An 18605-nucleotide genomic window follows, 5' to 3' on the forward strand; every position below is an offset into this window, starting at 1 on the left:
CTCAGGTCACGAAGAAGAACCCGGCCTCGAGTCCGAAGCGCAGGTAGTCGGTCAGGCTGGCGCGCAGGTTGGCCTCGCGCTGCGGTTGTTGGAGGTGGTGGAACACGCCCATCTCCCCCTCGTCACTGGCACCCCGGCGGATGCCCGAATCGGTGTCGTCGCGGAGCTGGCAGTAGCCCGGCTCCAGGTAGCGGTCCGACGTGAAGACGGGCTTCACGCGGCGCTCGAGCTCCAGCCGCACGTCCTCGGGCGTCCCTTCCGCGTACGCGGGCTGGCAGCGGAAGCGCTGGGGCACGTGCGAGCCGGGCGGCACGTAGCAGAAGCGCATGCAGCCCTTCTGCCGCTGCACCACGTTCACCCGGCCCGTGAAGAGGCTGTCGCTGGCCAGCTCCAGCACCGTGGTCTCCACGGTGCCGAGCACCGTGCTGGCGAGCACGTGGAGCGTGCCCGTGAGGCCCTCCGCCTCCAGGTCCTCCTCCTCGGGGAGCAGCGGCCCCGGAGGTGTGGGCAGTCCCTGGAGCGCGGGGCCTCCCAGCCCGTCCACGATGCAGTCCTCCAGCCGCAGCACGGTGGCGCGGCCCGTGCGCACGGGGCCGGTGATGCAGCGATGCAGGAGCACGGTGCAGTCGCCGTCCTTCTCGCCCTTCACCACCAGGCTCGGCTCGGTGGTGCGCGGCTGGCCGTCCGGCAGCAGGTCCTGTCCGGGCACGAGCGTGCAGTGGCGCAAGTCCAGCGTGGCGTTGTCCGCGGCCTGCACCTCCAGCACGCCGCCGCGCACGAGCAGTCCGCTGAGCACCAGCGTGGCGCCCTCTCCCAGTCGTATCAGCCCCCGGCCGCCCTGCAGGTCGATGACGGGGCGCTGGAGGTTGGCGGCCCGCAGCTCCAGCCGCGAGCCCGCCGCCACGTCCAGCGTGGCCAGCGGATAGCGCTCGCTGTCGAGCACCTCCACCAGCGCGTCCCCGCTGGCGCTGCTCGCGCTCAAGGCCGAGGCGAGCGTGGTGTAGGGGCCCACGCGCGTGTCGACGCGCCAGGCGCCGCGCTGCTCCAGCGGGAGCAGCGTCTCCTGGCGGTCATAGAAGCCGCCGCCCACCTCGCTGCTGAAGCCATACGCGTAGCTGACCGACAGCGCCGTGGGCACCGGCAGCCCCTCGGCGAAGGCGAGCCGCCCGTTCACCGGGTCCACCGCGACGCGGATGCTCCGGTTCACCGGCGGCAGGCTCGGGTCCAGCGGCGGGTAGGGCAGCGTGGCGGGCGGGCGGTGCCAGGTGGACAGGTCACAGATGAGGACCTCGTCCGGGGAGATGGCCTCGAACGCGCCGGGCCCCGCGTCCAGGTGGAGCGTGAAGGGCGGGGTGGCGCCGAAGTAGCGCTGCTCGGGCGTCTGGCCCCGGGCGAGCGCGGCGCGGCGGGCCTCCAGCTCGTCATACAGCGGCCGGCGGCGCAGCGGCGTCGGCACGTTGAGCTCCCCGGCCAGCGAGCTGAGCGTCGTCTCCGACTGCGGCAGGTTGAACAGGTGCGTGTCGCAGCCGAGCGCGTCGAAGCGGAAGAGCCCCTCCTCGGTGGCGCCGGGCTCGGAGGCCGGGAGCACCCGGTACGCGGGCGCGAGCACGACGGGATAGGACTCCAGCCGCCACAGGAAGAGGCCCACGTTGGGCAGGTTGTGCTGGCCGCGCTGGTTGTCGATGTGGCGCACGTCCACGGTGCGGGTGGCGTTCTCGAACGGGGTGCCCACCAGCTCCAGCGCGTTGGCGTCGCGCAGGTCCGGCGTGCGCAGGCTCGTCAGGCGCGGGTGGTTGAGGTACTGCGTCGTGCCCACGCGCTGGAAGAACTCCACGGCGCGCGCGGGCCAGCCCGTCACGTCGCGCGCGAGCTGCTCCAGCATGGCCGCGGTGCCCTTGCGGCGCCGGTACGCCAGGGTGTTGGCCACGTAGGCGCGCTGGCTGAAGAGGCCCGGGTCCACGGGCACCAGGTCGCGCACCTTGAGCAGGTCGCCGATGTACGGCACCACCCACTCCTGGCACGTCTCGATGAACCAGTTGTCGTGGAGCTGGCCGATGTCCTCCTCGAGCGCCAGCAGCTCGTGCTCCATGATGGCCAGGAGCGCGCGCAACGGCTCGCCCTGCAGCGTGTCCTTGGCGCGGTGGATGGCGGGCAGCAGCTTGTACAGCCTGTCCCTGGGCGAGGGCGTCACGGGCTCACCTCCAGGTCGTGCACCAGCGTCACGCCCCGCCGCTCACCCTGGAGCGACGGGTCCAGCAGGAGCAGCTGCGCGGGCCGCAGGAGCGTGCGCTCCCAGCGGGCGCCGCGCGCGCGAATCACCGAGAACAGCTTCTGCTCCGGGATGAAGGGCGTCGTCGGGTGCAGCCGCTCCAGGTCCACCATCACCACGCCCGGCACGTCCTGGAGGACGCGGATGACCTCCGCGCCGCTCACCGCCTGGGCGAACTGGCGCCGCTCGAAGGAGAACGCCTCGCGCAGCGCGGCCTCCGCCCGGGCGAGCACGTCCTCGGGCAGGTAGCGTGTGTCCAGCCGCAGCCGGGCCTCCACGGCGAAGTAGAGCCGCTCGTAGGAGGAGAGCGCGAACTGGCGCACCGGGTCGTGGTGCGCGCGCAGGGCCTCCTCCAGGCTCTCGTGCAGCTGGGTCCCCGGCTCCACCGGCTCGCCGTTGTTCGCGGCCACGGTGACGTGCACGAGGATGCGCTCGCCGTTGGTGAGGTCCGCGGCCTGGGCCTTGCCGATGCCCGCGAAGGTGGAGGCGAAGTCCTCGTAGTCCTGCAGCGACACCACGCGGCGCAGCGTCAGCACCGACGCGGGGGCGTTGTCGCGCGCCTCGTCCCGCGACTCCGGCGCGGCGGCCCCGGTGGCGGGCAGCGGGTTGCCCACCTCGCGGATGCCCAGCGGGCGCACCTTGAGGAGCGCGAGCTGCCCGGAGTCCACCTCGCCCTCCGGACCGATGCCGGAGCGGTACACCGCGGTGATGTTCTCCTGACCCGTGGGCAGGCGCGCGCCGGACACGCCGTCGCCGAACGTCACCACCACCGTGCCGTCGTCCTGCAGGCGCACCATGTAGACCTCGGCGCGCTCGTCCTGGCCGAAGAGCGTGGGCACCTCCTTCCACAGCACGCCGTTCACCCGGATCTCCAGCGTGCTCTCTCCGCCGGTGTCGGTGGGCGCCGCCACGTAGGTGAGCGGCGGCTTGCGCAGCACGAAGCGCTGATGCGTGCGCGAGCCGTCACCGCCGCCCAGCACCTCGCGCACCGTCTCGCCGTGCGTGGAGGGCGCCACGTTGCCGTGGATGAGCACCGTGTCGCGCGCGAGCGGCGCGGCCAGGGGCTCCTGGAGCACCAGCCGCGTGCGTCCGTCCGGGAGCGCCTCCGCGCGGTCCAACGCCACCACCTGCCGCAGCCACTCGCCCGACTGCCCGTCCACGAGCGTCCTGCCCTCGATGAGCAGCACGTGCTGGGGCTCCAGGCCCGCCACCGCGCGGTCCAGCTCGATGGAGTCGCCCTGCACCGCGTCCGTCCGCGGCATCTCGCCGATGGGCAGCTCCTCGCTCTGCGCGAGCACGACGGTGCTGCGCAGCGGGAAGTAGGACAGGTGCTCGTTGGTGTCGAACGTCAGCCGCGTCACCTTGGCGGTCATCGTGAAGTCTTCCCGCGCCCAGGGCTGGATGTCGGTGATGCGGTAGAGCTCCACGTAGCGCGACTTCCAGAGCGCCACCCAGCTGCCGTGCACCAGCGTGGGGTACTCGCGGTCCAGGTCCACGATTCCCTGCACCGCGGTGGTGTTCTCGAACTGGGGCCACTGGGTGAAGCGCCCGTCGCCGGGGCGGTAGTCCGGGTTGTAGCGCTGCTTGATGTCGTCCGGCATCGCCTTGAAGGACGGCGCGTTGTAGCCGAACAGGTTGCCGCGCAGCCGCAGCACGAAGGCGCGCGGGTGGTCCGCCGGGTCCATGCGCGGCGTCTCGCTGCCCAGCCCCGGCTCCCACGTCACCACGGTGTGGTTGAGCTCGGGCTCCTTCGGGTTCGGCACCTGGGTGACGGTCTTCACCCAGCGCAGGTCCCACTGCTCGCTGCCCGGCTGGCGCTCGCGCTCCTCGCCCACGAGCAGCAGCGCGTCGCCGGGCTGGATGCCGGGCTGCAGGCCGCGCAGGTACAGCGTGCTCTCCCCGCGCAAGAGCGGCTGGGCTTGCGTCCTGGGCACCCGGAGCAGGTTCCACTCCGCGCGCGCCTCCAGCGCCTCGGTGGTCTCGAACGTCTGGGGCCGCGCGTCCTGGCCGGGGATGCTGAGCACCTGCACGCCCACCGGCACCTGGACGCGCGAGGGCGCGCCGGGCGCCGTCTCCACGGTGAAGACCAGGTGCGTGCTCGCGGCGACGCCGGGCTTGAGCTCGTAGCCGAGCTGCCGCGCCAGCTCCAGCACCGAGCGCCGCTCCGTGGCGGTGCGCAGGAAGCCCTCGTTGGCGATGCGCTCCTGGTAGAACGTCAGCACGTCGGCGGCCGTGGCCCACGCGTCCAGCATCGCGATGGACAAATCCTCGGTGCCACGCGTGGACAGCGCCGCCAGCGGCCGGGTGCCGGCGAACTCCCCGTCCGGCAGGAACTCCCGCGGCAGGCGCGCGAGCATGCGCTGGAAGAAGCTGGAGTGCGTGCCGATGCGGTACGCGAGCGCGGGCTGGCCGGGGCGGTTGTACAGCGGCGCCGCCTCCGCCGCGCCTTGCGCCTCGCACGCGTCGCAGTCCCCAGAGCCCTTGATGGACGTGCTCACAGGCCCCCCTGCATGTAGAAGTCGAGCTTGCCGTTCTCCGGCTGGCTCGGGTCATTGTCGAGCCGGGCAATCTCCAGCCGGTCCATGGCGATGAGCCCGTTCTTCCACTCGTCGCGAGGCACCTGCCCGAAGCGCCGGAAGCGCTGCGGCTTGCCCGGCGCGTCCTCCGTCTCCACCCACGCCACGCCGGGGACCTTCATCGCCGTGGCCACCAGCTGGCTCAGGTACACCGGCTCGCCGAAGGTGAAGTTGTCCGGGTGGAAGAACGCGCGACGGCCATCGGGAAGCTCCCCGTTGCCGAAGACCTCCAGCAGCGCGGCCTTCACGTTGGCGGCCAGGTAGCCCGGCAGCACGCAGACGGTCATCGCGATGTCCAGCGGGACGAAGAGGGGCGCGTCGACGCGCAGGTCGTACCCGGCCAGCCGGAAGCGCTCCAGGAAGGTGGTGAGCCGCTCGGAGAAGTCCGCGTCCACCGGGAAGCCGCCGCGTCGGTCCACGGTGATGAACATGGTGTGCCAGCTCCCCGTCCACCGCAGGCTGCCCACCGCGCGCTGCACCTCGGGGTGGCGCTGGGCCACCTCCGCGTAGTCCTCCTCCGTCACCGCGCGCTGCTGGATGCGGAAGGCCTCCGGCGCGTCGATGCGCACCCGCTCCACGGCCTCCGGCTCCACGCCGCCCTGCGCCGGCAGGGGGTTGCGCACGCGGAGGATGCCGTCGCGCCACGCGCCGCCCACGGGCGAGTACACATGCGAAATCGACTCCGCGCCCACGTTGCCCGCGACGCCGTTGCCGATGCGGTACGTGGCCGTCATCCCCACGCCGGCGCCGGGGCGCTCGCCGAGCACGTTGTCGCCGAAGCGCAGGCGGGCCCGGCCGTCGTCCTCCACCTCGGCCACCAGCTCCCGGCTGAAGCGGCCGCTGTTGAGCAGCGTGCGGCGCGGCACCCAGACGCGGCCGCTCTCCGCCTCGCGCAGCCAGAGCGCGGGCAGGGACTCCTCCGGCGCGGAGCGCAGCGCGGCGGTGGCGGACGCGGTGGGGTCCACCGCGCGGCCGCCCTCCACCCGCGACACCTGGGTGAGCGGGCCACGCGACAGTCGGGGACGGTAGCCCCCTGTCCCGGGCACGGCGGGCAGCTCCTCCGTCAGCGTGCGCCCATGGTCCACCAGCACCACGTTGCCGCGCGCCACGCTCACCGGCGCGGGCTGGCCGGGCACGTCCTCCTTCTCCCCGGTGGAGTCGTGGGGGACGGTGACGGTCCACAGGCACAGCTCGAAGGGCAGCGCGTCCTCGGTGTGCCAGGACACCTCCACCACGTCCACGCCGAGCAGCGGGTCCTCGCCGAAGGCCACCTGCGTCAGCCGCACCGCGTGGCGGCGGGACGGGTCCGCGTCCACGGCGCGCCCCGTCTGAGAGCCGCGCGCCTCCTCCAGGATGAGCACCTTGCCCTCGGAGAAGTTCTCCGGCGTGAAGGTCTTCTTCGTCGGGTCCGCGGGCGAGGGCGGGTTGAGCAGCGTGGCCGCCGTGGCGCCCCGGGGAAGGCAGCAGCGGTCCTCACCCCAGGTGTGGAAGGTGATGCGGCCGTGGCCCGAGTAGAGCGTGGTGGGGTGGAGCGACTCGAACACCTCCGCGCCGGAGACGATGGCGGCCTGGAGCTGCCGGGCGTCCACCACGCGGGGCGCGTCCACGGTGGTGAGGAACACCGTGCCGGGCGTCACCTCGGTGGGGCCGGCCAGCGTCGTGCCCTCGGCATCGGGCGTGAGGCTCACCGTCACCCACGCGCGGGCGTTGCCGCCGTCGTGCATGGGGTAGTCGAGCAGCCGCGCGTGGCGGCGCACGGAGGTGCGCTTGCGCGCGGTGCCCAGGTACGCCTCGGTGGCCACCGCGTCCTGGTAGTAGCTGAGGTAGTCGGCCGAGTAGGCCATCAGCTCCACCAGCGTCACGCCCAGGTCCGCGGGGTTGCGCTCCTTCCACTGCGGCGCCACCTCCGACAGCCGGTCGAGGAGCAGCCGCCGGAAGCTGGCGTAGTCGCGCGTGAGGTAGTCGAGGGTCGGGTCCACGCCGTCCGGCGTGACGGCGGACTTCGGCGGGGCGCAGTCGAACTCGCTCGGGCACTCCACCTTGAAGGTGAAGTCCACGCGCGACAACAGGGCGTCGAAGCCCTCCAGGGGCACCGTGTCCAGGAAGCCCCGCAGGAGCGCGAGCGTGTACGTGGAGAAGTCGCCGGAGGACGTGGTGCGCACCACCAGCGTCTGCTGCGTCTCCGTCGTGCCGTTCTCCACGTCCAGCGCCACGCGCCGCGCGTACTCATCGCGCTCGGCCTGGGTGGTGAGCGGGTCCGGCGGCGGCTGGTCCATGCGGAACGCGAGCGCGACGCCGATGTCCTTCAGGCGCACGCCGCCGGTGATTCCCACGTTGTCCGCGCTGATGGTGACGGGCAGCGGCTTGTAGCAGCGCACCCACAGCGTGCGCTGGCGCTCCAGCTCGAGGGTGGCGGCCTCCTCGTCCAGGACCTCCAGGTAGTCGATGCCGTTGAAGGTGGGGTGGGCCTCCACCAACCGGCGTCGCTGCTCGCTCTGGCAGACGTAGCGCGCGCCCATGTCAGAGCTCCCGTGAGAACTGCGCCGTCTGGCGCTGCTGGGTGCGGCGCACCACGTAGCGCACCGTCACCTGGAGGGCGGCCTCCTCGCTGTGCGTCTCCACCGCCTCCACCTGGATGAGGTCCCCCAGCCACTGCTGGAGCGCGCCCTGCACCAGGAACTGCGTGGCGGTGGCCAGCTCCGAGCTGTTGGGCGCGAAGACGAGCTGCCCCAGGCCCGTGCCGAAGGTGGGCCGGTTGACGCGCTCACCGGGCGAGGTGAAGAGCACCTGCTCGATGAGGTGCCGCACGTGCGTGTCCAGGTCCGCGTCCGCCGTGCGGCCCCGTCCATCCAGGCGATAGGGGAAGGCGATGTGCATGGTCAGGTCCCCCTCACGCGGACCTGCGTCATCACCACCTGCGGCGGCCCCAGGGGCGCGGCCCCCAGGGACATCCCCACGCTGTTCTGCAGGATGACGAACTGGCCCCCCACGCGCACGCGCACCGAGGGCACCATCCACTTCACCTGCACGCACGGCCCTCCGCTCTGTGGCGGGAAGGTGCAGCCCGTCACCAGGTACTGGTCCGCCATGGTGGCGACGAACTGCCCGCCCACCTTCACGCGCGGGTTGCCGGGCATCGTCTGCACCTGGCCCCCGTGCGGACACATCACCGTGGCTCCGACGTGGACGACGAAGGCTCCCATGGCTAGATGACCTCCAGCGCGCCGTTGTTGACGTTGACGCCCGTGGGGCCGAGCTTGATGTTGGCGGCGCCGAAGGACAGCTCGATGCCGGTGGCGCTGAGCACCACCTTGGCCGTGCCCCCGTGGTTGATTTCGATGCCGGCCGCCGTGAAGGTCGCCTTCAGCGGCATGGGCACCGCGGGCGGGCTCACCTCGATGCTCAAGCCCCCCGCGCCCGGCAGGTCGTCGAGCTTCACGGTGACGGCGTCCGTCTTCCACACCTTGGTGGTGGGCAGGCCCGGCGTGGCGGGCGCCTCGCCCTCGCCCCAGAAGCAGCCGGCGACGATGGGGTAGTTCAAGTCCCCGCGCTCGAACTCCACCCAGACCTTGGCGCCCACCGCGGGCACCGCGAAGAAGCCCTTGCCGCTGCCGCCGTACGGCATGCACGGCATGGCCCAGCCCAGCTGGCTGTCGCCCAGGACGGTGGGGACCTTCACCTGCACGCGGCCCATCATCAGGGGGTCGATGTTGTTGACGACCTCGCCGCGGTACTTCCCGAAGTAGGAGCTCATGGCGGCACCACCGGAGTGAGCGCCCCGGCACCCTCGCGCGTGAGGGTGAAGCGCTGCTTGTACTCACCGGGGCGGATGGAGTGGGTGACGTTGCGCACGTAGAAGAAGCCGTCGTGCTGGAAGCCCGCGCCGCGCACGCCGACGAGCCCCCGGGGGCGCAGCACGTCGCCGTAGCGCGTGGCGTCCAGCTCCCCGGAGCCCGTGAGCACCTGGTCCGTGGAGGCGTCCGTCTGCCCCTGCGCCCGGGCGAACGCGGCGAGGTAGCCCGCGCCGTCCGGTACGTCCTCCAGCAGCGACGTGCGCACGCTGGACTGGGTGAGCAGCGCGGGCTGGCTCGCCAGCGGCGGGACGCGGAGGCTGGCGAAGGTCTGCACCGGCAGCGCGCGGCCGAAGACGATGGCCTGGCCCTTCACCGTGGTGGGCGCCAGCGCGTTGTACTGGAAGTCGAGCGAGTCCACGTTGGTCTGCGCGCCCAGGTTCACCGAGAGCGCCCGCTGGGGGATGCCCAGCCGGTTGGGCGGGCCCCAGTACGCGGTGTTCATCAGCGGCGCGGGGCCGGGGGTGACGTGGAAGACGTAGCCGTAGCGGCTGGCCATCTCCTGCAGGTAGGCGTAGTCGGTGCCTCGGAAGACGGGCGTGCGGTAGATGGGCAGCGGCACGTCCAGCGTGGGCGGCGGGATGATGACCGGCACCAGGCCGTACTGCGCGTAGCCCAGCACGAGCTGCGCGATGATGATGGGCTCCACCTGCGCGGGGTGCTCGTGGACCTTCTGCTCCAGGTCCATGGCCACGCTGATGTCCTCACCGGTGACGGTGAGCGTGGAGGCGCCCGGCTGATGGGAGGGCGTGAGCGTGCGGTGGGTGATGATGCCGTCGAAGAGCACCTGGGGCACCACGTTGAACGTCACCAGCAGCACCACCCGGTTCATGGGCTTGAGCAGCGGGTGGCCCACCAGCCCGTAGTCGAGCAGGTCCATGGCCCCCGCCCGGCCCACGCCGAAGGTGAGCTGGAAGCCCGAGCGGCCCTCGTCGTTGTGGGTGACCTCCACGTTCTGGAGGGCCTCCATGAACGACGCGGGCGCGGGCACCGCCACCGTGGGGCCCACCAGCAAGGTGAGATGGATTCCCAGCAGGCTCATCGCGCGCTCAGAACTCCGGCATGGCGATACGCACCACGGAGCCCGTCTCCCGCATCAGCTCGAAGGGGTTGAGCGTGTCGTTGGCGTCGCACACGCGCCAGAAGTGCTCCGGGTCTCCCAGCGTCCGGTGGGTGAGCAGGTCCAGCCGGTCTCCCTCGGTGACGGTGACCTCGGCCAGGACCTTGAGCGCGTTGCCCGCGGGGATGAAGCGGCGGCGCTTGTAGGCCGCCACGCGCCCGTCGGGCAGCGTGAGGGTGGCGGTCTCGAGATTCGCGTAGCGGCTGGTGGGGTCGAGCATGGTGACTCCCGGGTGACGAAGGGGCTTCAGCGAGGCAGCGAGGCGTTGGCCACGCCGGAGACGCTGCCGACGACGGCCAGGGCTTCCTTGACGACCTGGTGCGTGAGGAAGAGGGCGTAGCCGGGGTGCGTGAGGGGCAAATCGTTGTACGAGAGCACGCGCAGCCCCAGGGACACCTTGGCGCGGATGGGGTTGAGGTTCGGGCCGAAGGCTTCCTCGGTGATGGTGAACTCGGTGAGCTTCACCGGCAGCACGCGCTTGGGGCCCCAGACGAAGAGCGTCAAGGGCGCGGTGGCGGGGACGACCTCCAGCGTGCCCACCTGCATCAGCACGGCGTTGAGGATGACCTGCGCGGACTTGGGGTAGACGAGCATCTCCAGCGAGGACAGCTGCGGGTAGATGCCCACGCTGCCGGCCAGCGCGTCCCCCTGGGCGAGCTGGTCCGTGGCGTCTATCTCCACCTCCACGCGGATGTTCTCCACGGGCGCGCCCTTGAGCCTGAGCGCCTCCGTGCGGTCCCCGCCTTCGCCCGACATCTGGGGCGTCAGCGTGCGCGTCATGGTGTCCGGGTTGTATTGGAACACCACCAGGCTCGCGACGGGGTTGAACGGGTCCAACCCGACGATGGCGCCGCGCTGCGTGCGCGGGGTGCGAGGGAACGAGCTCATCGCGTCGGTCCTCCCTGGCCCAGGCCCGCGTACACCGCCTGCGCCACCTGGACGCCCAGCGACTGGGGCGCGGCGTGGGGCCTCGTGTGGATGGCGCCCGCGTCCACGCGCGGCACGGCGCCGGACAGGCCCTGGGGCAGGCCCCGCTCGGTGAGCAGGCGCGTCAGCTCCACGCGCACGGCCTCGCCCACCTGCTCGCGGTGGGAGGCGGGGACGCCGTGGAGCACCAGCTCGTCGATGTGCAGGCAGATGTGTCGTGGCGTCGTCATGTCCACCCCGAGACCTCGGCCTCCGCCAAGGGCTTGTCGAGCTTGCTGAACTCCGAGCGCACCGCGCGCTGGAGGTGGGCCATCCGCACCGGCTCGTTGGCGTCGGCGGCCAGGAACGCGGCGTTGAGGGCGATGGTGCGGATGTTGCCGCCGGTGACGCTGAGCCGGGCCAGGCGCGCGACGTCCAGGCCTTCCGTCGGCGTGGCGGCGGGGAACATGCGCCGCCAGATGTCCGCGCGCTGGGCGGCGTCCGGGAAGGGGAACTGCAACACGAAGCGCAGCCGGCGCAGGAAGGCCGTGTCCAGCGCGTCCTTCATGTTGGTGGTGAGGATGGCCAGGCCCCCGTACGACTCCATCTGCTGGAGCAGGTAGCTCACCTCGATGTTGGCGTAGCGGTCGTGGCTGTCGCGGACCTCCGAGCGCTTGCCGAACAGGGCGTCGGCCTCGTCGAACAGGAGGATGGCGCCGCCCTCCTGCGCGGCGTCGAACACGCGGCGCAGGTTCTTCTCCGTCTCGCCGATGTACTTGCTGACCACCTGGCTCAGGTCGATGCGGTAGACGTCCAGGCCCAGCTCCAGCGCGAGCACCTCCGCGGCCATCGTCTTGCCGGTGCCGCTGGCGCCGGCGAACAGGGCGCTGATGCCCAGGCCGCGCGCGCCCTTGGAGGCGAAGCCCCACGTCTCGTACACGCGCGTGCGCTGGCGCACGGCGGCGGCGATCTCCTTGAGGATGGCCTTCTTGTCCGGCGGGAGCACCAGGTCCTCCCAGCCCGCGGTCGGCTCCAGCCTGCGCGCCAGGTCCTCCAGCCGGGGACGCGACTGCACGCGGCAGGCGTTCCAGAGGACCGCGCCCAGCGCGCCCTCGTCGTCGAAGGGGCCTTGCTCGCGCACCTCCAGGCTGGCGGCGCGGATGGCGTGCAGGGGCAGGTCGAACTGCTGGGTGATTCGCTCCAGCGCGCCGTTGAGCAGGACACCCTCGGGCCCGAGCGCTCCGGTCCACAGCGCCTGCTGTTCGACTCGCGTGGGCCGCTTCACCTCCAGCGGCAGCGACGCGCGGCCTCTCAGGCGCATGGGCTCGCGCGCGGCGAGGATGACCATGCCCTGCACCTGCTCGGCGAAGGCGCTCGCGGCGCGGAGCGACTCGGCGCTGGTGCCGTCGTCACACTCGATGAGCAGGCCGCTGCCAATCAGCAGGGCCTCGCGCTCCCAGAGCCGGGCGAGCATCCCTCGCTCCTCGGCGCCGAGGGGGAGCTGGCTCGCGCGCGCGACGTGGAGCTGCAGCCCCAGGGCCGCGCAGGCCGTGCTGGCGATGGCGCGCGCGCCTTCGGACTCCACGCCGCACAGCTGGATGACGGCGGCGCTCGCCTCGCGCTCCCAGAGTCGGTACATCCGCTCGGCGAGCTCCTGGTGCGAGGGCGGCGGCGGGGCCTGCGCGGGGACGGGCGAGACGAGCTCCTGGAGCCGGCGGTCCAGGTACGACAGGCCGGTGAGGTAGTGGAGGACGCGCTCGTCGATGCGCAGGGGACTCGTGGTGAGGCCGTCTTCCGGCGCGAGGGTGAGCAGCTCCCAGCGGCGCAGGGCGGCCACGGGGGTGAGGGCGCTCCAGTGCGCGTCCGGCAACATCGACAGGGCCAGGCCGAACGTGGGCCAGGGGCGCCGCGGGTCCCGGTTCACGGCGGCGAACAGCGCCCCGAAGCCGGTGCCCAGCTCCACGCTCGCGCAGCACAGCAGGATGTCGCGCTCGAAGGGGGAGAGCTGGAAGGTCTCGCACAGGTTCTCCAGCGCGGACGGGGCCGGCATCGCGGAGCCCGCCTGCGCGAGCGCGGCCAGGGCGGCGTCGATGTCGCTCCCCTCGGCGGGGAGGGACTCATCGCCCGTCGCGCGCACCTGCTGGAGCAGCCGCGCGCGCACCACCGCGAGCGCGGCGGTGAGCTGACGCTGGTTGGCCTCCTGCCAGGTGGTCGGCGCGGAGGTGCTCATGTGACGCTCACCCGCTGGGTGGGGTCGAACACGGGCGGGGTCTGGCTCCGGTCGATGAGGAGCGAGTCCACGCCGTCCACGCGCAGCCGGACGTGGTGGTCGCCCGCGTTGAACCCGCGTCCGGTGAAGGTGAGGTTGTCCACGGCGGCGACGCGCTCGGGCGCGGGGAGTTCCTGGCCACCGAGGAGCAGGGACACGCGCTGGTCCGGACGGACGTGCGGGCCGAAGGTGGCGGTGAGCGTGATTTCGCCATCGGGGCCGCGCGGCACGGGCGAGGGCGCGAGCGAGAGGATGCGCGGGGCGAGCGTGAGCGGCAGGGCGGGAGAGGCGTGCTCGACGCCGTTCGTGTCGGTGACGATGACGGACACGGCGTAGGTGCCCGCGGGCCAGTTGACCGCGTCATTCGGGATGGAGGTGGTGAGCCGCGCGGCGGTGACGTCGGCGGCGGGACGTGTCACCGGCGTGGTCCAGAGCGGATGCTGGAAGCGCACGCCCACGGTGTTGCCCGCGAGGTCGTGGCCGGTGAGCACGAGCACGTCCCCCAGGCGCGCGCTGGCCTGCTGCTGTGGAGGCGTGATGGCCTCGAGCAGGGGGAAGGGGGGCAGGGTGTCCGGCTGGACGGAGAGGACGGGGCGCAGCACGGGGAGCGGCGTCGCGCGCGGGCGGGTGCTCTCGATGAGGACGACGGAGACCTGGTAGACGACGGAGACGCGGTACTGCGTCTGGAACATGGTCCAGAGCTTGGAGAGCTCCTCCAGGGAGAGCGGCTCCGAGGTGATGCGCACGCGCTCGGCCTGACGGTGGAGGTCGTTGCCGGGGACGGCGACGCGGAGCTCCTCGTACCCGAGCAGCGGATGGTCGTGGAGGACGCTCATCGCCTTGCCGAGCAGCTTGTGGCTCTCCACGTCGTCATCGGACGGGGCGTAGGGCGTGAGCAGGTACGTGAGCCGCAGCGCGAGGGGCGGGAGGCCCGACTCGCCGGGCTTCACCTGGGGCGGGAAGGTCGTGTTGCGGAGCGCGGCGTCGTGACCGACCTGGAAGAGGAAGAGGTTGAGCTGGTGGTGCGTGGCGTCCCGGGCGCGGGCCTTGTCCGGAGGCAGCGTGGTGACGGTGACGTCCGGCGTGTCCACCTGGAGGTGGTTGAACAGGAGGGTGCGCAGCGTCGCCGTCACCGTCGCGATGGAGAGCGAGTTGCTCATCGTCCACCTCCCAGGCGAGGCGCGAGGCGTGATGCATGTCGTGCGGCCATCCCGGGTCGGAGGAGATGACTCTTCGCCTGCCCGGACGCCCCCCGTGACGCATGACGCGTGGATGAGGTCGGGTGCGCGCAGCGTGAGGCCGCCCGTCGCGGTGCGAGGCACAATGCGTGGCGCGCGGCCATCGTCCGGCGAGGGAGGCGGTTCATCGGCCCCCTCCGTTGCGGCGCGCGAGGTAGTCCTCCAGCGACGGAGACGCAGAGGGGCGCGCGGGTACGCCCCGAGGAGGCGCGGCGGGCGCCACCGCGCGCACCTCGATGCGACCGATGGTGACGTTGATGACCGGGGCCTCCGGTGCCTGCGTCATGGAGGGCGGTGCGGCGCGGGGCTCCTGTCCGCCTCGCGCCCTGTCGCCCTCGCCCGATTCGAGCGCCGCGGCGAGCGCGCGCGCCTGACGAACGGGCGAGGCGGGGCGCATCGTGCGGTCCTGCTCCTCCGCGAGCGAATCGCGAGCCAGGCCCCGCGTCGTCTCCAGCGCGACGGACAACCCGAGGGCCGTGATGCCCCCGCGAGTCGCCTCGTGCGCGCCAGGTGCCGCGCGAAGTGGCTCATCCCGAGGCATGATGCTCCCCTCGCCGCGCGAGGACTCGTGCTCCGTGCGAGGCGTGAGCTCCCCGGCTCGCCGCGCGTGACGAGACGGGGACGCCGCCGAACCGTCGGAATGCTCCGTCGAGCGGGCGAGCGGTGACCCGGCGTCGGTCTCCTCCGCGCCCGGCGCCGACCTCGCACGCGAGGCAAGGCCCCCGTCCCCCGACGTCCTCACCCGCGGGACGACGCCTGACTCCCCATACGTCCCTGCACGCGGGGCGACGCCCGCCTCCCCTGACGTGCGTGCGTGCGTGAAGGCGCCCTCGGCACCCGGTGTCCTCGTACGCGGTTCACGCGTGAAGGCACCGTCCGCGCTGTTCCACGCGGACCCCGGCTGATGCCGAGCCTCGTCTTTGCGCCCCTCGTGTGGCGTGCCCGCCGCGCTCCATGACGACTGCTTGAGCCCCGTCGCGGTGTCGCGGTCCCTCGAATCCGAGGCCCGTCCCTCATCGGCGCGCGGGCCCAGGGCCGAAGCCGTCGACACGCGCGGACCGGGGTGTCGCGCGGGGCCCTCGCTCACCAGGGCCTCCGCGCGCTCACGGGAGCTCTCACCCCTCGACGCGGCCTCCGTCGATTCGGGCCCGCGTCCGAAGTGCCCCTCACCGACGCCAGGGCCTCCACGGCTCCGAGGCTCGCCGAGCAGCGGACCCACCCCGTCCCGAGCCTCTCCGGACCTGGGGGCCTGCGTGCCCAGGGGCTCGGCGAGCACCTGGCCCACCGCGCTCCAAGGTTCGCGGTGAGGCCGGACCTGGCCGAGCGGGGCACGCGATGCTTCACCTGACGTCTCCTCCAACTCCCTCACCACGCCCCGCGTCTCGGGCGCGAAGTACGACGCACTCCGAGGCCGGACTCCCTCCGTGGGACGGACCTGCCGGGCCACCAGATGGCTCAAGTAGTCGCTCATCGCCCCACCAGCTCCAGGTAGCGCTGCCGCTTCCAGGGGCTCATCGCGAGGATGTGCTCCTCGGACCAGCCATACAGGCTCGCCAGCGTGTGCACGTCACGCAGCAGCCGCTGCGCCCACGCCTCCACCTCGCGCCACAGGAACTCCGCGATGTCGAACCCCGCCGCCCAGCCATGGCCACAGCCGGGACACGTCGTGGCCAGCTCCACGCGGGCCTGCGGATCCGCGGCCTCCATCGCCGAGCTGATGGCACCCACCACGTCCTCCGGCAGCTCCCGCACCTCCACGTGCGCCCCCTCTCGACGGGCCTCCACCACGCACCGCGCCAGCATCTGCCCGGGCCCCGCCGGCTCCCGCCCCGCCGCCAGCGCCGCCAGGTCCCGACTGTCCGGCAGCCGGAACCGCACCACGTGGCCCGCCCGCTCCACCTCCAGCACCTCCGGCGCCGCCGCCGTGGGGACGCGGATGTCCCCCACCTCGAACGCCAGCTCCACCTGCTCTGCGCACCGCGGACACGCCACCAGCCCCCAGATGGCCCCGCCGAACGTCCCCTCCCGCAACGACAGCAGCAGCGCGTCCCGGGCCCCCACCGGCAGCCGCGCCAGCTCGCCCAGGCTCCGCTCCGGGAAGGCCGCGCCCAGCAGCGCGAGCGCGCGCCCCGCGGACGGGTGCGGGTAGCCCGCCTCCCACGCGCCCAGCAGCTCCGAAGCCGTCAGCGAGCGCATGGGGCCTCGGTGCGTCAGGGATTGGGCTCGTTGAAGGTGGGCTCGGTGGGCTCGGTGACGTCGTAGTCACGCTCCCAGCCCTCGTTCTCCAGCTTCAGCGTCTGGATGGCCACCGCGTTGGCGTTGGCGTCCAGGTCCGGCATCGCCTGGTACTCCGACACCCAGCAGCGGTAGAGCTTGTAGGAGATGGCCAGCTGTCCGGCCTCGTTGTAGACCTCCAGGATGATGTCCTTCCTGAAGTCCTTGAGGGACACCTCGGCGCCCAGCCCGGAGCCGTAGTTCCAGACCTTGTTCGCCCAGCGCTCGAACTCGGTGTCGTGGGTGACGCCGCGCTCCAGCGTAATGGCCTCGTACTCGCTGCGGCCCGGGGACTTGCGGCTGCTGCTGGGGTCGCCGCCCTCGCGGTGCTTCACCACCTCCGTGGTGCGCTTGAGCGCGCCCACCTTGCTGATGCCCGCCACGTAGCGGCCATCCCACTTCACCCGGAACTTGAAGTTCTTGTACGGGTCGAAACGCTGCGCGTTGACGCTGAACTGAGCCATGGAATGGGTCTCCCTTTACGCCGCGACCTGGCCGGCCATCTGCTGGAGCTTGAGGACCACGAACTCGGCCGGCTTGAGCGGCGCGAAGCCCACGACGATGTTCACCACGCCGAGGTTGATGTCGTTCTGCGTCGTCGTCTCCTTGTCGCACTTGACGAAGTACGCGTCCCGCGGCGTCTGGCCCTGGAAGGCGCCCTGCCGGAAGAGGTTCTGCATGAAGGCGCCCACGTTGAGGCGGATCTGCGCCCACAACGGCTCGTCGTTGGGCTCGAACACCACCCACTGGAGGCCCCGGAAGAGGCTCTCCTCGATGTTGAGCGCCAGCCGGCGCACCGGCAGGTACTTCCACTCGTCGGCGAGCAAATCGTTGCCGCGCGTGGTGCGCGCGCCCCACACCACCCGGCCCGCGGCCGGCAGCGAGCGCAGGCAGTTGACGCCCAGCGGGTTGAGCTGGCCGTTCTCCGGGTCCGTGAGCGGCACGCTCAGCTTGGGCACGCCGGTGAGCAGCGCGTCCAGGCCCGCGGGCGCCTTCCACACGCCGCGCTGGGTGTCCGTGCGGGCGATGACGCCGGCCACCGCGCCGCAGGGCGCGAAGGTGTCCAGCTGGCCCTCCCGCAGGGGGTTGGCCTGCACCAGCCGGGGGAAGTAGAGCGCCGCGTTCTTGCTGCGCAGGCTGCTGGCGTTGAAGCCGGAGACGGCGTCCGCCACGCTGTCCCAGGCCGCCGGCGGGTCGGCGATGAAGATGGCGCGGCGCTCCTCGCAGTAGGCCGCCGCGTCCGTGGCCAGCTCCGGCTCGATGTCGCCGCCCAGCGTGTGGGGCGCGATGCACAGCAGGTTGAAGACATCCACCTTCTCCAGCGCGAACAGCCCCTTCTTGTCCGCGCGCAGGCCCGCGGCCTGGGTGAAGTGGGTGCGGGTGAGCGCGCTGCCGTTGGTGCCCGCGTCGGCCGCGGCGGGCGTGTAGGTGCCCGCCGGAGGCCGGGCCGCGGTGGCGGGCAGGGTCCTCACCCGCAGGAGCGTGGAGCCCTGCGCGAGCACCGTCGGGTAGTAGCGCGCGCTGGCCGCGTCGATGGAGAGGTTGATGAACTTCTCCGTCACCTGGGTGCCCGTGTCGGTGACGGTCAGGTTGAAGAGCAGGTCGTCGACGGCCGGAACGCCCGTCTTCTTGGTGTTGTGGTCCACCACCACGCTGAGCTTGCCGCCCCAGGCGCCGGGGCTCGCCGCCTCCAGCACCAGCGGGCCTTCGGTGGTGGTGATGCTCAGGTCCGCGGTCTCCGAGCCGTTGTCCAGGCGGACGACGACGGCCTGGCCGCCTCCATTGAGGAAGAAGTCGCGGACGGCGAAGCTCATCGCTCCGTCCTCCCACAGACCTCCGAAGCTCCGCTCGAAGTCACCGTAGCCGTTGCAGACCACCGGCTCGTTCACCGGCCCGCGCAGCGCGCGTCCGACGAAGGCGGTAATCGACGTGGGCACCCCGGTGATGGTGCGGACCCCACTGGGAATCTCCTCGATATAGACGCCCGGATAACTGAGAGCTGCCGGCATGGACGACTCCTCCCTCTGCGGGTTCGTCGACTCCGCCCCGACTCACGAGGCAAGAGCCCTGCTACGCGCGGCGTGCTCCCAGTCCCCAGGGAG

The 18605-nt window shown here is 72.2% G+C and carries 16 protein-coding genes; all 16 read right to left on the minus strand.

Annotation, left to right across the window (positions count from 1 at the left end; genetic code table 11):
* Nucleotide 1: 1 nt before the first annotated feature.
* The 16 genes from K8625_RS34025 to K8625_RS34100 all read right to left on the minus strand — a co-directional run bounded on the left by K8625_RS34025 (nucleotide 2) and on the right by K8625_RS34100 (nucleotide 18512).
* Nucleotides 2–2191, minus strand: a complete 2190-nt coding sequence (locus K8625_RS34025) for a hypothetical protein (protein WP_223785027.1) — start codon at nucleotides 2189–2191, stop codon at nucleotides 2–4.
* A complete protein-coding gene (locus tag K8625_RS44675; RefSeq protein ID WP_223785028.1) occupies nucleotides 2188–4767 on the minus strand; it encodes a putative baseplate assembly protein in 2580 nt (859 codons plus the stop codon). The genes K8625_RS34025 and K8625_RS44675 overlap by 4 nt, the downstream gene beginning before the upstream one ends.
* On the minus strand, nucleotides 4764–7364 hold the full coding sequence (locus tag K8625_RS34035) for a putative baseplate assembly protein (RefSeq protein WP_223785029.1): 2601 nt from the start codon (nucleotides 7362–7364) through the stop codon (nucleotides 4764–4766). Before K8625_RS34035 ends, K8625_RS44675 begins: the two co-directional genes overlap by 4 nt.
* Nucleotide 7365: 1 nt before the next feature.
* On the minus strand, nucleotides 7366–7722 hold the full coding sequence (locus K8625_RS34040) for a GPW/gp25 family protein (RefSeq protein WP_223751500.1): 357 nt from the start codon (nucleotides 7720–7722) through the stop codon (nucleotides 7366–7368).
* 2 nt (nucleotides 7723–7724) lie between these two features.
* Nucleotides 7725–8048 carry a hypothetical protein gene (locus K8625_RS34045; RefSeq protein ID WP_141328759.1) on the minus strand — a complete coding sequence of 108 codons (324 nt, stop codon included), beginning with the start codon at nucleotides 8046–8048 and terminating at the stop codon, nucleotides 7725–7727.
* 2 nt (nucleotides 8049–8050) lie between these two features.
* Nucleotides 8051–8599: a phage baseplate assembly protein V gene (locus K8625_RS34050; RefSeq protein WP_141328757.1), complete on the minus strand. Its 549-nt coding sequence runs from the start codon at nucleotides 8597–8599 to the stop codon at nucleotides 8051–8053.
* The gene (locus tag K8625_RS34055; protein ID WP_223751501.1) at nucleotides 8596–9738 is read right to left on the minus strand and encodes a hypothetical protein; all 1143 of its coding nucleotides are present in this window, start codon (nucleotides 9736–9738) and stop codon (nucleotides 8596–8598) included. Before K8625_RS34055 ends, K8625_RS34050 begins: the two co-directional genes overlap by 4 nt.
* Before the next feature lie 7 nt (nucleotides 9739–9745).
* Nucleotides 9746–10036, minus strand: coding sequence for a hypothetical protein (locus tag K8625_RS34060; protein WP_046712450.1), 291 nt, complete (start codon nucleotides 10034–10036; stop codon nucleotides 9746–9748).
* Nucleotides 10037–10062: 26 nt separating this feature from the next.
* Nucleotides 10063–10704, minus strand: coding sequence for a hypothetical protein (locus K8625_RS34065; protein ID WP_223785030.1), 642 nt, complete (start codon nucleotides 10702–10704; stop codon nucleotides 10063–10065).
* On the minus strand, nucleotides 10701–10973 hold the full coding sequence (locus K8625_RS34070) for a hypothetical protein (RefSeq protein ID WP_141328751.1): 273 nt from the start codon (nucleotides 10971–10973) through the stop codon (nucleotides 10701–10703). Before K8625_RS34070 ends, K8625_RS34065 begins: the two co-directional genes overlap by 4 nt.
* Nucleotides 10970–12952 (minus strand): ATP-binding protein, encoded by a 1983-nt coding sequence (locus K8625_RS34075; protein WP_223785031.1) that lies wholly within the window; start codon nucleotides 12950–12952, stop codon nucleotides 10970–10972. Before K8625_RS34075 ends, K8625_RS34070 begins: the two co-directional genes overlap by 4 nt.
* On the minus strand, nucleotides 12949–14151 hold the full coding sequence (locus K8625_RS34080) for a DUF4255 domain-containing protein (RefSeq protein ID WP_223785032.1): 1203 nt from the start codon (nucleotides 14149–14151) through the stop codon (nucleotides 12949–12951). The genes K8625_RS34075 and K8625_RS34080 overlap by 4 nt, the downstream gene beginning before the upstream one ends.
* Nucleotides 14152–14353: 202 nt before the next feature.
* A complete protein-coding gene (locus tag K8625_RS34085) occupies nucleotides 14354–14770 on the minus strand; it encodes a hypothetical protein (protein ID WP_223751505.1) in 417 nt (138 codons plus the stop codon).
* 926 nt (nucleotides 14771–15696) lie between these two features.
* On the minus strand, nucleotides 15697–16425 hold the full coding sequence (locus tag K8625_RS34090; protein WP_223785033.1) for a hypothetical protein: 729 nt from the start codon (nucleotides 16423–16425) through the stop codon (nucleotides 15697–15699).
* 14 nt (nucleotides 16426–16439) lie between these two features.
* The gene (locus K8625_RS34095) at nucleotides 16440–16967 is read right to left on the minus strand and encodes a phage tail protein (RefSeq protein ID WP_046712457.1); all 528 of its coding nucleotides are present in this window, start codon (nucleotides 16965–16967) and stop codon (nucleotides 16440–16442) included.
* 15 nt (nucleotides 16968–16982) lie between these two features.
* Nucleotides 16983–18512 carry a phage tail sheath subtilisin-like domain-containing protein gene (locus K8625_RS34100; protein WP_223785034.1) on the minus strand — a complete coding sequence of 510 codons (1530 nt, stop codon included), beginning with the start codon at nucleotides 18510–18512 and terminating at the stop codon, nucleotides 16983–16985.
* Between the last annotated feature and the right edge of the window lie 93 nt (nucleotides 18513–18605).

The organism is Myxococcus sp. AS-1-15 (assembly GCF_020037055.1).
Taxonomy (GTDB): Bacteria; Myxococcota; Myxococcia; order Myxococcales; family Myxococcaceae; genus Myxococcus; species Myxococcus fulvus.

What these genes read in the sequence shown, in the direction of transcription:
- K8625_RS34035 (WP_223785029.1), bottom strand. Translation starts at nt 7,364, where the DNA reads ATGGGCGCGCGCTACGTCTGCCAGAGCGAGCAGCGACGCCGGTTGGTG.
- K8625_RS34040 (WP_223751500.1), bottom strand. Translation starts at nt 7,722, where the DNA reads ATGCACATCGCCTTCCCCTATCGCCTGGATGGACGGGGCCGCACGGCG.
- K8625_RS34045 (WP_141328759.1), bottom strand. Translation starts at nt 8,048, where the DNA reads ATGGGAGCCTTCGTCGTCCACGTCGGAGCCACGGTGATGTGTCCGCAC.
- K8625_RS34050 (WP_141328757.1), bottom strand. Translation starts at nt 8,599, where the DNA reads ATGAGCTCCTACTTCGGGAAGTACCGCGGCGAGGTCGTCAACAACATC.
- K8625_RS34055 (WP_223751501.1), bottom strand. Translation starts at nt 9,738, where the DNA reads ATGAGCCTGCTGGGAATCCATCTCACCTTGCTGGTGGGCCCCACGGTG.
- K8625_RS34060 (WP_046712450.1), bottom strand. Translation starts at nt 10,036, where the DNA reads ATGCTCGACCCCACCAGCCGCTACGCGAATCTCGAGACCGCCACCCTC.
- K8625_RS34065 (WP_223785030.1), bottom strand. Translation starts at nt 10,704, where the DNA reads ATGAGCTCGTTCCCTCGCACCCCGCGCACGCAGCGCGGCGCCATCGTC.
- K8625_RS34070 (WP_141328751.1), bottom strand. Translation starts at nt 10,973, where the DNA reads ATGACGACGCCACGACACATCTGCCTGCACATCGACGAGCTGGTGCTC.
- K8625_RS34075 (WP_223785031.1), bottom strand. Translation starts at nt 12,952, where the DNA reads ATGAGCACCTCCGCGCCGACCACCTGGCAGGAGGCCAACCAGCGTCAG.
- K8625_RS34080 (WP_223785032.1), bottom strand. Translation starts at nt 14,151, where the DNA reads ATGAGCAACTCGCTCTCCATCGCGACGGTGACGGCGACGCTGCGCACC.
- K8625_RS34085 (WP_223751505.1), bottom strand. Translation starts at nt 14,770, where the DNA reads ATGCCTCGGGATGAGCCACTTCGCGCGGCACCTGGCGCGCACGAGGCG.
- K8625_RS34090 (WP_223785033.1), bottom strand. Translation starts at nt 16,425, where the DNA reads ATGCGCTCGCTGACGGCTTCGGAGCTGCTGGGCGCGTGGGAGGCGGGC.
- K8625_RS34095 (WP_046712457.1), bottom strand. Translation starts at nt 16,967, where the DNA reads ATGGCTCAGTTCAGCGTCAACGCGCAGCGTTTCGACCCGTACAAGAAC.
- K8625_RS34100 (WP_223785034.1), bottom strand. Translation starts at nt 18,512, where the DNA reads ATGCCGGCAGCTCTCAGTTATCCGGGCGTCTATATCGAGGAGATTCCC.